Annotated in this window: 14 protein-coding genes; 1 reads left to right on the forward strand and 13 read right to left on the reverse strand. The window is 40.7% G+C overall.

The features are described from left to right. Positions 1-148 precede the first annotated feature (148 nt). The 11 genes from LC20001_RS03815 to LC20001_RS03865 all read right to left on the reverse strand — a co-directional run bounded on the left by LC20001_RS03815 (position 149) and on the right by LC20001_RS03865 (position 9,826). The gene (locus LC20001_RS03815; RefSeq protein WP_225358883.1) at positions 149-484 is read right to left on the reverse strand and encodes a hypothetical protein; all 336 of its coding nucleotides are present in this window, start codon (positions 482-484) and stop codon (positions 149-151) included. Then, entirely contained in the window at positions 456-1,451 is a 996-nt protein-coding gene (locus LC20001_RS03820) for a bifunctional lytic transglycosylase/C40 family peptidase (RefSeq protein ID WP_056943271.1), read from the reverse strand. The genes LC20001_RS03815 and LC20001_RS03820 overlap by 29 nt, the downstream gene beginning before the upstream one ends. Beyond that, positions 1,448-3,487, reverse strand: coding sequence for a CD3337/EF1877 family mobilome membrane protein (locus LC20001_RS03825; RefSeq protein ID WP_056943272.1), 2,040 nt, complete (start codon positions 3,485-3,487; stop codon positions 1,448-1,450). Before LC20001_RS03825 ends, LC20001_RS03820 begins: the two co-directional genes overlap by 4 nt. Next, a complete protein-coding gene (gene tcpF, locus LC20001_RS03830; protein ID WP_010011725.1) occupies positions 3,488-5,941 on the reverse strand; it encodes a conjugal transfer ATPase TcpF in 2,454 nt (817 codons plus the stop codon). Further along, positions 5,938-6,318, reverse strand: coding sequence for a conjugal transfer protein (locus tag LC20001_RS03835; protein WP_010011724.1), 381 nt, complete (start codon positions 6,316-6,318; stop codon positions 5,938-5,940). Before LC20001_RS03835 ends, tcpF begins: the two co-directional genes overlap by 4 nt. A gap of 67 nt (positions 6,319-6,385) precedes the next feature. Continuing rightward, positions 6,386-6,889: an antirestriction protein ArdA gene (locus tag LC20001_RS03840; protein WP_003678269.1), complete on the reverse strand. Its 504-nt coding sequence runs from the start codon at positions 6,887-6,889 to the stop codon at positions 6,386-6,388. 25 nt (positions 6,890-6,914) lie between these two features. Then, entirely contained in the window at positions 6,915-7,136 is a 222-nt protein-coding gene (locus LC20001_RS03845) for a hypothetical protein (RefSeq protein WP_003678268.1), read from the reverse strand. Positions 7,137-7,159: 23 nt separating this feature from the next. Then, the gene (locus LC20001_RS03850; RefSeq protein ID WP_003678263.1) at positions 7,160-7,882 is read right to left on the reverse strand and encodes a DNA-methyltransferase; all 723 of its coding nucleotides are present in this window, start codon (positions 7,880-7,882) and stop codon (positions 7,160-7,162) included. Positions 7,883-8,023: 141 nt separating this feature from the next. After that, on the reverse strand, positions 8,024-8,317 hold the full coding sequence (locus LC20001_RS03855) for a hypothetical protein (protein ID WP_010011722.1): 294 nt from the start codon (positions 8,315-8,317) through the stop codon (positions 8,024-8,026). Continuing rightward, positions 8,310-8,630 (reverse strand): hypothetical protein, encoded by a 321-nt coding sequence (locus LC20001_RS03860; protein WP_010011721.1) that lies wholly within the window; start codon positions 8,628-8,630, stop codon positions 8,310-8,312. The genes LC20001_RS03855 and LC20001_RS03860 overlap by 8 nt, the downstream gene beginning before the upstream one ends. Further along, positions 8,627-9,826, reverse strand: a complete 1,200-nt coding sequence (locus LC20001_RS03865; RefSeq protein WP_010011720.1) for a replication initiation factor domain-containing protein — start codon at positions 9,824-9,826, stop codon at positions 8,627-8,629. Before LC20001_RS03865 ends, LC20001_RS03860 begins: the two co-directional genes overlap by 4 nt. A 311-nt stretch (positions 9,827-10,137) precedes the next feature. Here LC20001_RS03865 and LC20001_RS03870 point away from each other — a divergent pair, with 311 nt between their 5' ends. Continuing rightward, the gene (locus tag LC20001_RS03870) at positions 10,138-11,967 is read left to right on the forward strand and encodes an RNA-directed DNA polymerase (RefSeq protein WP_056943273.1); all 1,830 of its coding nucleotides are present in this window, start codon (positions 10,138-10,140) and stop codon (positions 11,965-11,967) included. A 51-nt stretch (positions 11,968-12,018) separates the two neighbouring features. Here the strand turns inward: LC20001_RS03870 and LC20001_RS03875 are convergent, their stop codons facing one another. Both LC20001_RS03875 and LC20001_RS03880 read right to left on the reverse strand, forming a co-directional pair. Next, positions 12,019-12,279 (reverse strand): hypothetical protein, encoded by a 261-nt coding sequence (locus tag LC20001_RS03875; RefSeq protein ID WP_010011717.1) that lies wholly within the window; start codon positions 12,277-12,279, stop codon positions 12,019-12,021. Positions 12,280-12,318: 39 nt separating this feature from the next. Next, positions 12,319-13,686 carry an FtsK/SpoIIIE domain-containing protein gene (locus LC20001_RS03880; protein WP_010011716.1) on the reverse strand — a complete coding sequence of 456 codons (1,368 nt, stop codon included), beginning with the start codon at positions 13,684-13,686 and terminating at the stop codon, positions 12,319-12,321. Positions 13,687-13,698 lie beyond the last annotated feature (12 nt).

Here is a 13,698-nt window from a genome sequence, read left to right on the forward strand (position 1 = left end):
GGGTGTAACCGCGATAGTCTAGGTCGCTGTAAATATCATATTTATCATCAGTAGTGAAGAATTGTTCGGCGAGGTGTAGTTCACGATCAAGGATGTATTGACGATCGGCTTCACGAAACTTAGTGTTGCCTAGCCAATCTTTGACATTTTATTCATGTTCTAAAGCCAAGCGAAACTCACGGCGTTTACCATATTCAAATTGCGGTAATTCGGCGACAAAGTAATCAATTGTTTTGATCAGATCATCAACGTTAGGTTCATGCTGTTCAAAAAACTTAATGCGTTCCCATTCAGCTGAAGCGTGGTCAAGTTGTTGGTTGCGCAACAGGCGATTATCGCCATAGTTCAAATCAATCCGACTTTCTACTAAAGTGTGGTCGCTGGCATTGGTCAACAGGTCCATCCAGTGATCGTAGCTAAAACCATCTTCATTTAAGTTAGTCAGGAAAATCACCTTATTTCTTGATCCGGCCAGCCCCGACAAGATGTGCTTGCCAGTAGGCGGTATTGAGATTCGCATAGCCAAGAGGATCACCAGCATTGTACATGCGCATATTACCGACATAGATGCCAACATGGGTAATGTAGTCGGAAGTGGCGTAAGTGCCTTTGAAAAATACTAGGTCACCAGCTTTTGCACTTTTAATACTGATGTGTTGCGTTGCGTCATATTGTGCTTGAGCGGTACGCGGAAGTTGAATGCCAGCTTTGGCATAGACCCAACTAGTTAGCCCAGAACAGTCAAATCCTGTAGTTGGTGTTGAGCCACCAAAAACGTAGGGTGTGCCTTGATATTTAAGGGCCTCGGTCATAATCGCTTTAACCGTTTTATCGCTAAAATTAGCTACAGTCGGGCTAAGATACTGGCTGACTAAACTTACGTAGAACATATTGCCATAGGCGTAGCGCCAGCCTTCATCAGAGACTGGATTGGTGTAAGTGACTTTTTTACCACCAGCTTTTTCTTTAGCAAAATCACTGGCTATTTGGAGCGAATATTTCTTGCCATGAGTAGCCACGTAATTAATAAAGGCACCACCAAAGTTGTAGCTTTGAATGGCCGTATTTAAATCGGTTTTAGTTGCTTTCATCGACTTGATCAAACTGGCAAAGTATTTCACGCCTTGTTTGATCGAAGCATCTGGTGACAAGCTACCAGGTGCTTGACCCAGCGATTCGCTAGATTGCATCACATCGCTGCCTTTGCCGCCAGATTCAACCTGCATAATCGCAAGGATCACCGTTACTTGGTCAGGAATACCAAACTCCTTACAATATTTTTCAACGGTGCTTTTGTACTTGAGCACTTCAGCGGAAAGATTCATTGAATCAACGACTAAAGCGGTCGTATCACCGCTATCATCGTCATCAGCCGTCATTGCCACTGAAAAGAACAACAAGCTAATGAGTATGATCGGTAAGACGGCTAAGACTAACCATTTTTTAGTCATTTGTGCTTTGGTCGCTGCTTAGTTGGCAATTTACGGCGCATGGCGTTTTGTTTAACAACGAGATTCAGTGGCTTGCCATTCGTCTGCTTAAGTTGCCGTTTTGTGCCTGCTTTGGGTGCTGTGGTGAATGATTGTTTTGTGTGCGGTGTCGGTGTTTTGATTGGATCTTTCGGATGGGCTAATTTAGTCGTACTTGGATCACGTGGCTTGAGTTGCGTGACAGATGAAGCTGTCGGCTTTTTCTTGATCGGATCAGAATTAGATGGTTGCCGTGGATTCTTAGGTGGATCAACCACTAGTTTACGTCGTTGCATTTCTTCACAACGTTTCTTTGCGGCCAGTTCGCGTTCTGATTGATTGTCTTGGCGTTGATTTTTCAAGCCATTTTTGAAATCATCGATTCCCTTTTTAGCCGTTGCTTTGCCTTGATGTAGGCCGTACTTAGTATTGGTTGGTAAGTCCTTTAACTGTTCCTTAGTCCGTTTGGCAGTTGCGGCCATTTTCTTTTTGGTGTCTAATGCGGCACCGACTTTTTTACCGGCACGGGTCATCTTGCTAGTGGTGGCATCGCGTTTATTTGGTTGGGGTCGTTTGGGCTTACCTTTACTGTTTGCGTCAGTACCAGTTTCAGGCTGTGGTTGCGATCGTGGTTTTAAACCGCGGGCGAGCATACCACCCATTGCGGCGTTACCCATGACTTGCCGGATCAAACGACTACCACTGCGGCGCAGACGACTGGCACCAGCTTGAGAGTCAGAACTTTTAAGTTGCATCATCCCCATTAAATCGCCCAGTTTCATCCAGATACCGGCAAAGATGACAATTTGGAGAAAGGCAACTAGGAAGAATGGGGTGGTGGTCGATAGTCCATAGATCATGGTGGAAAGGCAGAAGGTCAACGTTAAGACGATGGTGATGCCAGCCCGCATCATGATCGTATTGAATAGACGTAAAACCGCCGTTTTCATTAGGCCGTTAAAGCCTGGGATCATAGCTAAGAGACAACTGATCGGCAAGAAAATGGCGTAGATAATGAAGAGGATCTGACTAAATAACATCATTGCCATTAGAAAGAATACAAATATGGTGATCGCGATATCGAAGATACTGACAAAGGTGGTCACGCCTAAACGTTGAATCGTTTTGACCGCCGATAGATTGTCGTTTTCTTTATCCTCAATTTCAGCTTTGACGATCTCGGTGCGGTCTTTACCTTTGTTTTTGAATGGATCAGTTTTGACCAGCTTATTGACGCGGTCTTCACCAACTTCTTTAATATTGGAATCGCCAAACTGTAATAACGTCCACGGCTGTTTGACCTGAATGTTGAATAAGGTTTCACGAATCGCATCAACACCGTTTTTTGAGGTGGATTGCTTATTTTGCATGATCATTTTAGAACCTGTATTTAAAGCCGAAGTACTCATATCGGCGGAAAATTGATTGATCTTACCAATATAATCGGGTGAGTAGGCAATGAAGCTCGCTGATAGAATGAAAATCACCACAAAATTGACCACCGCTGAGATAGCTTTGGAAGATTCACGTTTGACCAGGCCGGTATAGGCGACATATACACCGAGCACTAACACCAGTAACAAAAGCATACCGGGATAAAAGCCATCGTAACTAAACCCATTTTTAGAAACGCCAGCGAGTAGCTGCATATTTTTGCCAATGGCATCAGTCGTATCTTTGATGAAGTCTAATGAATAAGCTTGTTGAATCAGGTAGCCAGTGGCGTAGGAAAGATAAACTGAGATCAACCACAGAAAGTTAGTGATGGCATAAACGGCGTACATCACCGACTTACCAATACCATCACCCCAGTTCCACGGCAACCAATCCCATGATGAATCAACGAAATAATCTAATTGATAATTGTTGACCGGGTATTTAGAAAATTCGTGTTTATTATTGACGGTTTCATCGACTAAGCCGGCTGCGTGGACACTTTGGAGCGAAGTAGCACTCACTAACACCACGACTAGTACAAGGCCAATCAGTAATAAAAGTCGTTTTTTACGGGGCGACATTTACTCACCTCCAGTTATCTGCGCTGGTGGGCGAGTATCGAAAGCCTTGTATAAGTGTTCAAAGATGTAATCAAAGTGCAGAACGCCGACATGACCCCAAATATCTTGGAATAAGCATTCACCATTATCTAGTGAACGTAAGCGGTGTTGATTGCTTTCATCTTCGGCGTCTAGGCCAAAGAAAGTGAGCGTGTTTTTGATTTCATTGATATCGGTCGAGCGAAAGGCAAATTTCATACCGATATTATTTTTCATCTTTTCGTCTAAGAGATCATTGGCATTTTGGGTGACCAGATAAACGCCGGCGTTCATTGAGCGACCTTCACGGATCAATTTCATGGATAAGGCTTTACCTTGCGCCACGTTCAGAAACGCCCAGGCTTCATCGAGATCCACAATTTTAAATTGCGAACGATCGGCATGGATAAAGTCGATGGCAAAAGTCGAGATGATCATCAACATGGCTACGGATAACGTTTCCGCGGTGATGTATTCTTCTTGGGTTTTGTCGGCATCCGGTAAGACCAAATCGGCAATTTGAATGATATTGATTTTGCGGTCCAAGGCGATCGAACGGCGAGTGGAGCCATTTGAAAAGAGTAAGGCAGCAAAATCATAGTCGGTGAACGATTCAATATGATCAGCGATATTGTTGGCAATCGGCGTCCCTTCGCGGCGCAGTTCAGTGATCACTTTCAATAATCCTGGTTGTGGATCAAGGGTGACGTTGCGAATTGCTTTACGTAAAGTAGGAAATCGTTCGGCATCACGACTAGAGATCCCGGTCAAAAAGGTTAAAGTATCGACTGCCAAACTTTCAGAATCTTTTGGGTTGCTAAGAATGATGTAAGGATCAAGTAAACCACGATTAGCTTCTTCACTAGTTAAGTTAACGATATTGATATCGTCTTGCATGAAATCTAAATTTTTCGCCCAATCAGTTCGTTCCGATTTTGGATCAAGAATTAAAGCTTGCGCGCCATAGAGGACGGCGTAATAGACAAGTAAGTTATTAGAAAATGATTTACCACCACCTAGTGAACCTAAAAACGCGGCGGAAAGGGCATTCGTTACGGTTCCTTTCAAACCTTGTGCGGCTAAGTCAGGTTTGATGAAAACATTACGACCGGTATCCACGTTGTAGCCCACATAAATGCCTTCACGTTCACCTAAAGCTTGGGTAGCACCGAAGCCTAATGAGGCAATGAAATCACTAGTCACATATTGAATGTAGTCGTTCATGTAGCGCTTTGATGCGGGCATAAACTCACTGTGTAAGCCCAGCATATCGCCGAAAGGGCGAACTAATTTGATGTTCAACGAATCATAGAAATCAAGCACTTGATCGGCACGCTTTTTCATTTCATCGTAGCTTTTGCCACTGACGCGAATAACATAGGAAATTTTGTACATCGCGTCTTTAGTTTGATCAAGTTCAGCTTCTAGGTCGTCAACGGAATCAAGGGCATCGGCGACACCGCGAGTGGTTTCATTATTAGATTCATAGGCGTGATTATCTAAATCTTTCAGCTCTTTCTTTTTGTTACGGACCTTAGTTAACGCCTTTTTGTTAGTCACAATTTCAACATTTAGTGAGGTATCAATGGGAAAGTCGAATTGTTGTTGCTGGAAATAGAAAACCTCACTACCAGGAAAATCTAATTCACCAACAATATCGGACAAGGCCATATAGGTGACATAGGATTCAGTAAAGCCGTGGGTAATGATCAAGTAACGTTGCTTTTGTTCGATCAATGAGCGGGTTGGTTTGATCAAGTCATATTTTTTGATCACTGTATCTTGATCATCTTTTTGTCGTGGCAGGTGGTATTGGTAGTCTTCATAATCTTGCCCTGACATACCGTAGAGATGTTCTAACAAGTAGCCAAAATCATCTTTGATCAGTGGTCGAATTTTAAAGCGACGACTGACTTTATCGGCCAGAAAACGGGCGACTTTACGAAATCGATCAACTTCACTGTTGTTCATCACCATGAAGTCACCGGTATATTTTTCGTTGAATTCGTGGAGAAAGTCCTGAATGCCGAGCATAATATCATGCCAAACGCCTTTGGCGGATAGCTCGCGATCATTTAACAACAGTTTGAAACCAATAAAAAAACGATAATCAACTTGATTATCGCCAATATTGTCGATCAATGCGGCGGTTTGACCGTCAATATGCGTATCGGCAATACTTTTTAAATTACCTTTGACCGTGGCTTTGGAACGGCGCATCGTGTCTTTGATACTGGATTCGGTGGCAAGCTGCAAGAGATGCAGTTTACCATCACGGTTTTGTGAGATCAACTGACGGAAATTTTCGTGGACTTCCGCTTTTTGATCAGGCGAGAGAAAGGAATAGTTGTAGGGGACAAGTTCGTAATAGGCGAAGCATTCGCCATCACGATTAAATACTAAATTGTCTTCGATATATTTTATGGGAAACTTCACTGGTCGAACCTCCTTACGTGAGTGATGTGGTCAAGGACATGGGCTTTAACAGGTTTGACTGACCGTCCGGCAAACGTGACTTTCTGGGCGGTAAAATAAGTGATCACCGAGCGCAGAAAACCTAGTGGCCGTTTGTTATCAAAAGTCTTTTGACTCATGAACCAAGTAATGGCCGCCGGAATACCGAGATATTTCAGGAATGCGCCATCAATGAAACTAAGTGGTGGTACATCACCAAGCAACATGACCAAAAATAAGGCGACGATGAACCAAGTCATTTGCGTGAATGTGACGGGGAACGGTAGATTAACATCGTTGATCGCGTAAAGCACTTTTTCCACGGACCAAATGCTGGTGTAACTACGAATCTTTTTCATAAGTGACCTCCTTTCTTTGGGGTAAAGAGGACTGATCCATTTGCTAGACCAGCCCCCGAGCAGAAACTTAATTTGCGTATTCATAAATAGCGCTGTTAGTAACCAAGTAATTACCTTCAATTTCCATATCGCGACCCAGTGCTTCAAAGTCGAGGTAGGCAATGACTTGATCTGGCAGGTCACCGAAAACGGCACCAGATTCCACAGCATCTTGTGCCAGCTCGGCCATATCTGAAACACCTTTATAGATAATGATATCCTCAGCGTTTTCAGCTAGTTCTTCAATATCACGGAACCATTCGCCAATCAAGGCACTAACGTCAGCGCCAAAATCATATTCTTCAAGCCGTTCTAAAGCGGCATACTTACGATTGATCTCGTCTATTGAATCAAAGCGATCAATTTCAAATGGTGCTTCGTAATCATGGATCGCGTACTCTTCACTGTCATTTTTCAATTCCAGTTGTTCGGCAATAGCGTCAGGGTATAACGGCGGTGTGAACCATTTGCCAGTGGGTTTGCCTTGATTGTAATAACCTAAGTTGACGATAAAAACGCGTACCGTTTCCATTTAGCTCCCTCTTTTCTTGCAGTAATTAGGCACCAACAACACGATTGAATAAGTTCAATAGCACATCTTTGACGCCGGCGGTATTAAATACCAGCCCCACGGCGATCAATGCAATGATCAGAAAGCCGATCAGTTTAGAAAATTCACGTTTAAAGCCTAAGAAAACACCGATCACTGCAATTGCCATTAGCACTAAAGACTGGGCGTTGCTTGTAAACCAGTTGAAGAGATTTTGTCCAAAGTTCATTTATTATCAATTCCTTTCTAAATTTACCAAAGTGAGGTTTGCGACGAGTGATGTTGCTTGATCCGAGCTAAGGCCTTTTGATAATAATTTGGATCAAGTTCGTAACCAATGTAGTGCCGGTCAGTATTAATACAAGCAATAGCCGTTGTGGCGGAACCCATGCAATTATCTAAAACAACTTGTCCGGGTAACGTATAAGTTTTGATCAGGTATTCAAACAATGCGACTGGCTTCTGGGTTGGGTGCCAAATATTTTTATCAGCTTTAAACCGTAGAATATCATTCGGATAGTTCTGGTACTCTTGAACATATTGTTCTGGCGCTGCCCATGGGTGTACTTGGTTACCAAAGCCTTTAGTTTGCGCATTAGTGATGGTTTTGTTCATGGGCATCAGGTCCTGTGGGTAATAGAACATGGCATTATCAGAATTAGCCACCGGCGCTTTTGAAAATACAAGTACTTCTTCATACCGTGACATTGGCCGATGGTGGGCGTTAATAAAATTAGTGACATTACTTTTGACCCAGACCCACTTGTAACGGAATAGTTCAGGCTGGGAGTTGTAGAGCTGAAAACTAAAACGTTGATTACTGGTTAGAACAATTGCACTGCGAGGTTTGATCAAACGTAAATATTGTTGCCAAAGTTGTTCAAACGGAATGATCGAATCCCATGTGTTAGGAGTTGTGCCGTAAGGAAGATCACAAAGAATCAAGTCAACGGATTGATCCGGTAGTTTCTTCATTCCAAGTAAACAGTCTTCATTATAAATAGTGTCAAGTAAAATATTGGTTTCACCGCCACAGGTTTATTTCAGTACTTGCTCCTTTTAAATTGCATTATTTTTGTCAGGGTATAACGCGACCATTCAGTAGTAGTTGTTAATCTAAAAACGTTGATTTAGTAAGGCTAAGCCAGTTTTGGCACTGACACTAAATAAGAAATTCAGATATTCATCGTTGTAACAGGGTTTACCGTAAACGTTAAGCATTGGCGTTGGCCGATGAATTGAAAAACGCCAATCAAAGTAATCGACCGGTGTGGAGAAGTACTGGGTCATTTCGAAAAGTTGTAGATAGTTTGTATCTTCCACCAGGCCGATAATTTGACCATGATAGTCATAAGCATTGAAGATCCAATCCTTATGTTCAGTGATCAAGGTTGCTAGGGGACTATTCATGCTGATCTCGATTGTTTGTTTGATATTGACCGTAAATCGGAATATGATATTGGACGCTAATGGCGGTTATTTTTTTGAGTAAACATTTATCGTTTGACGGTATACCGTGAACATCCAATAAGGGTGACGGCCAATACAAACGAAAACGCCAAGCAATATAATTAACAGGTTTAACAAATTCGGTGAGTTCAAAGAGTTGTAATAAATTAGTGCGTTCGATCACGCCAACAATATGGTTACGATAGCGATAAATATTTAACACATATTCTTTTTGGTCAGTAGATAGACTAACAAGGGGTAAGTTGGTATTCAATCAGTTTCCTCCTTTGTAAAATAATCACCGATTACGTTATCTTTAGTGACGGTGTGTTGTTCAAGCAGTTTTAGATGTTTCTGTTGGAGTTCAACACTTTTGATCATGGTCATCGTTTGATTGTTGCCTTCATAGCCATCAATTTTTAGCAGTACTTTTAACATTGGAGCGACTTGCTTTTTGATCCAACCGCGGGTTTTGCGTAGGTCGAATGGTTCAGGTTTTAGCGTAAGCCGCAAGGGCGGCCGTCCCTTACCACAAAAGGCCGCCCAAGTTTGATTAGTCGGCCAATTGGAACGTTCTTCACCTTTACCGGGATCTACGAAGCGAACGTAGCGGGTGATAATGCCAAAGGCAGTACGTTCAACATTGCGATAACTGAGTAAATCTTCAATCGCAACGGTAGCCCGATCATTTTTCAAGCGAATTTCAAAACGATTCTTGATGCTAGTATCTGCGAATTCTTCACCATAGCGAAAAATTTGTTCGGCGGCCTTTTCATAAACACAAAAGTAGATATCACTTTTCATAGAACCAATATATAGTGTGGCGCCTTCACCGTTGATGCCATCATCAGTCATGGCACCGGAGTTCAGACCTTGAAAGCGGCGCATAACAGAGACACATTCATTGTGTTGACATTTAACAATTAATTCTGGAATATTTAACATGCCAACACGATCGTTGACGGCTAAGTCAATTCTTTTAAAGATGGCCTTAGCTTCGTAACATTTGCGGAAGAAATCAAACCATGTCTGGTTATGAGCTAGTAAAATACCTTCAAATTCACGGCAGCCTTGTCCTTTCAATTCGAGTAGAACACCTAACTTGTCGTTTGTCGGGGCAATCATGACCTGAATGTTGGAGAAGGTGTAGTGTGCTTCATAACCGTAGAAACCCCAGTCATCAAAGAGCATGTAATCTTTATTCAAATAAAGAAAATTCTGTAGTACCCAATCTACGTCATGTGTGGGGAAACGAATCCGGACATAGTCGATATTAAGATCCAATTCCGTTTCGTTGATCCAGTTATCAAGGGTCAAATCAATTTCTTCCTGTAGGGAAACACTGGCGTTTTGTTTGCCTGATTCCACGCGTTGCAAATGTTGGCGCGTAATACCAATTTTTTCGGCTAACTGAGCTTGAGTAAGTTCCAGCGCTTTGCGCTTAGCCTTAACGTTATCAGCCCATGTCATTGATCCACTTCCTTTTTAGGCAAAATAAAAAGCAACTTTTTTAGGTCAAAGTTGCTTTTGCAAGATCGTATTTAATTGTTGATATATCACGGTTGATACATGTTTTTGCGATGTTGAATTGTCTATTTCTACCCCCCTGTTAGATACTGGGGGTTGAGCGACCGGCTAAAGCCGGCCGCAGCCCGCTCGCGCTTTTCGCGTTGCCACGCGGCGGGCTGGTACTTGTTGCCAAGTTTCTAATTAATAGTATTAGTATCGCTAATTTTGCTGTAGTATTACCTTAAGACTGGTCATAAAGGAGTTTTGGGGTAATGTCTATTAAATCAGATAATATTAATGCCATATTTAACCAATTTTCTTCTACCAATTTACCTTCGTTTGTTAATGATTTTTTTATTCATAGCGATGTTGTTTTAAGGGCTATTGATGATGGAAAAATGGATGAAATATACAAATTTGATGATCAACATCAGTATATTATTAACTTGAATTATAGAGTACTTGAAAAGCCAAAATATATATACAGTAATGGAGCAGAGTCAATAAAATATTATGCTTTTAAAAATGATTTGACCTTACGACCTATGGGAATTGCCAATCCTCTTTGGTATTTTGCATTTGCACACAATATTCTTCTGGCCCATGATGACTGGCTAATGCCTTTTTATGCTGATGGGGACGGGTACAAAACTGTTACTAACCATTCTGATTCGCCAATATTAGGTCAGGACTTAACAGTTTTTTCAAGAATGGATTATGATTTAAAGAAAACTGTAAACTTGAATATACTTCACGGATTTAGAAATGAAGTTCAGACAAAATCGAATGATGTCTATAAATATAATCAGATTAGAAATATTACTGATGAGGGAGAACATCCTTTCTATATGAAGCTAGATGTTGAAAGCTATTATCAGAATATCTATACTCATCAGCTTGATAAATTAGCTGATTTACCACCGTTTACAGGTAATGTAACAGTTGGAATGTGTAGGCCGCTTCTTACATTTTTAGATGTTTTCAATATGCGAATCAGTGATAATCAAACTAAAGGTATTCTACAAGGACCATTTTCTTCGCAATTTAGTGCTGAATTACTTGGTTTAGCACTAGATTCCGCAATTCAAACTATACTTAACAGTCGACCAGAATTGAAAGAAATAACTTTTAAGAGATTTGTGGATGATTTTACTTTTTATGGAGATAATCAGGCTGCACTCAGCTTAGCACTTGTTCAAATTGATCGTATTTTTCGTTCTTTTGGTTTAAATAGGAAAGTAGAGAAGACCAAGATTGGACGCGGATTTCCAGCGATAAAGGGTGGTAATTTTGATGATCCAATTTTCAATGAAAAAAAAGGGTCAATTTTTGGTGAAGCCGCTGTTCTGACAATGAATAACGTCGTTGACTTGCGAAAGAAGATTGGTACGCTTATTGACGAAAATAATATTTCTCAAATTCGTACGATTTTGACAAGTTTTAAGAATAAGGTCGTTTCAAAAAAAGTTAAGAAAACACATGTATCCGTGTTACAGAGTTTGTGCCTAGTAATTTTAAAAACGGCTATTGCTTATCCAGTTGTTTCAGTACACTGTTACCGACTTGTGGATGCGATACTCTTGATGATTGGTAGGTCTGAACGTCAAAATATTGTTTTGAATACATTAATGAATGTGACCCAATTTGTAAATGAAAATTACCCAGAAACAGAATTACAGATCTGGCACTATAATTTATTAGGTAGTTATCTTTCGAGTAAGCCTCGAAAAAAGGTTCTCGGCGAATTATTGTTAATGATTCAAAGCGCAAATACTTTGAGCAATGATGTACTATTATTGTGTCCTTTTGTAAAAAAAGATTTTGCTCAAAACAAGCGTATTTGGAATGTTGTTAAGTCGCAGTATTGTATTCAGGCCAAGGTCAGTTTAAGTGATAAGCCTATTGGAATTGAAAATTCACGTTGGTTTCCCATTTTACTTGAACTTTATCAATATGCTAGAAAAATGCAGGTTAAGAAACATCAAAAGGATAGACATGCCTTTAAAAAAGAAATTATGAATTTCTTTCAAGATAGAAAAACTGGTAAGATTTCGTACAATAAGCTTGGAGTTTTTAAGTTAATGTTTAAAGTGGACGACTAAACTAATAACTCTTCAATATTGTCGATAGGCCTTTATAAATTTTGTGCATTTTTACTTATCGTCGTGGTATCCTGTATACGTCATAGTCAAGCCATTTTTTTGTGTGCCGACTGAAAAATCAAAAATTTTGCTAATACCGTTCTTCGTAGCTTGTGAAGGACACTGAAGAAATAAGTTACTATCAGGGCTTTCACGTGCTTTACCACACATGTATTCAAGATAGTCCTCGGCATCACGAGTTGTTAAGTTGGTGGTGACTTTAGAAAAATCTTCGATAAAATCGATATCATTGATCAATTGAATATTTTGCATGGTGGCACCTTCTTTCATTTTTAATGTAGAAGAAATACTTCAACTAGATTGATGTGATTCTTGGTAGGCATGACCAATTGTTTCGATAAAATCGTAATGCTTTGGAACTAATGGTGTGTAAAATTCGCTAATGACACTTAAACCGGTATCAACATAGCCACGGCCTTTAATTGGCTTTAGAAAGAAGTCCTTATTGGTTTGACCGTACATCATGGTGTAGCCGATCTCTGACATACGACCAAGCGCAACACGGAACATAAACTGGTCACGAATGCCATCACCAAGGTATTTAGCATCTGGGCGCTGGCAAGCTAAAATTAGAAAGAAACCTGATTGACGGCCAAGTAGGGCGATTTGTTTAAGCTTGTTAATGGCAGTCATGGCATCACGGCCAATCATATCCATAAAGGCAACGTATTCGTCAAAAATTAGAAAATGGGCAGGTAAACCAAGTGCGGCATAGTTTTGACCGGTTTGGTAGCCGTCCATTTTTTTCATTTCCGTGTTGCGTTGCCGCATTTCATCATAGAAGCGGCTTAGTGCAGCTAACATATTATCGGGATCGTAATAAACATCAGGAAGTACTTCCTCTAAGTCAGCCAAATCAGCATTTTTAGGATCGAGAATAGTTAGTTTGGCATTGGTTTTACTCAAGGCTTCAATCAAAGTTAGAATGAAATAAGTTTTACCACCACCGGTACCGCCAGCGATTAGCATATGCGGTAAAGCATCATATTCCCAGTAGACATTTTCCATCAATTTGACGGCGCCGTCTTTACAGACAACCTGGTCAATCGAAAGCCGATGAGCGATTGTGTCATAGAGTAGCGTGTATTCAACGTAAGAATCATGCAGAATTTTATCGACCATTTCGCAATAAAGGCCAGATTCTAATTTTGGTTCAAGGTGGAGTAATTGTTCTTGGTATGATGACATCATGATTTCAACTTGAACATGAATTAGGCCATCCTTTAAACGATAATAGATGCGGGGAAAGTGAGCAATTCGTTCTTTAGTTTTACCTGTATCTAAATCTTTGAAGAAACCACCTGACTGTTGCGTATTCTTTTCGTACCAGTTGTTAGTCATAAACATTCTGGCAATCTTTTGGCGATGGACTAATTTACGATAATAATCGGGAAACTTGTACATGACTAAAAGCACAACAAGAATTAAGCAAAATAATGTTACGGCTAAGCTAATGATCAGTCCTTGATACGACCAAGGCAGTTGTCGAATTAGCGGCCATGAAATAGTCTTAATATTAATATGACTGAGCACCGGACAGTAAAATAGAATGGTCAGTGGAAACCAAAGTAGTAGGGCCGAGCCTAAAACAGTCTGTAAAATTAAGTTTTGATCACGCGGACGAATTTTAGTTCCGCGATATTGAAAAAGTTCACGCAATTTTTTCACCTA

Origin of the sequence: Loigolactobacillus coryniformis subsp. coryniformis KCTC 3167 = DSM 20001, from assembly GCF_002706425.1 — a bacterium.
Lineage (GTDB): Bacteria > Bacillota > Bacilli > Lactobacillales > Lactobacillaceae > Loigolactobacillus > Loigolactobacillus coryniformis.

What these genes read in the sequence shown, in the direction of transcription:
- LC20001_RS03820 (WP_056943271.1), bottom strand. Translation starts at nt 1,451, where the DNA reads ATGACTAAAAAATGGTTAGTCTTAGCCGTCTTACCGATCATACTCATT.
- LC20001_RS03845 (WP_003678268.1), bottom strand. Translation starts at nt 7,136, where the DNA reads ATGAACTTTGGACAAAATCTCTTCAACTGGTTTACAAGCAACGCCCAG.
- LC20001_RS03870 (WP_056943273.1), top strand. Translation starts at nt 10,138, where the DNA reads ATGTCTATTAAATCAGATAATATTAATGCCATATTTAACCAATTTTCT.
- LC20001_RS03850 (WP_003678263.1), bottom strand. Translation starts at nt 7,882, where the DNA reads ATGAAGAAACTACCGGATCAATCCGTTGACTTGATTCTTTGTGATCTT.
- LC20001_RS03865 (WP_010011720.1), bottom strand. Translation starts at nt 9,826, where the DNA reads ATGACATGGGCTGATAACGTTAAGGCTAAGCGCAAAGCGCTGGAACTT.
- LC20001_RS03855 (WP_010011722.1), bottom strand. Translation starts at nt 8,317, where the DNA reads ATGAATAGTCCCCTAGCAACCTTGATCACTGAACATAAGGATTGGATC.
- LC20001_RS03835 (WP_010011724.1), bottom strand. Translation starts at nt 6,318, where the DNA reads ATGAAAAAGATTCGTAGTTACACCAGCATTTGGTCCGTGGAAAAAGTG.
- LC20001_RS03875 (WP_010011717.1), bottom strand. Translation starts at nt 12,279, where the DNA reads ATGCAAAATATTCAATTGATCAATGATATCGATTTTATCGAAGATTTT.
- LC20001_RS03840 (WP_003678269.1), bottom strand. Translation starts at nt 6,889, where the DNA reads ATGGAAACGGTACGCGTTTTTATCGTCAACTTAGGTTATTACAATCAA.
- LC20001_RS03825 (WP_056943272.1), bottom strand. Translation starts at nt 3,487, where the DNA reads ATGTCGCCCCGTAAAAAACGACTTTTATTACTGATTGGCCTTGTACTA.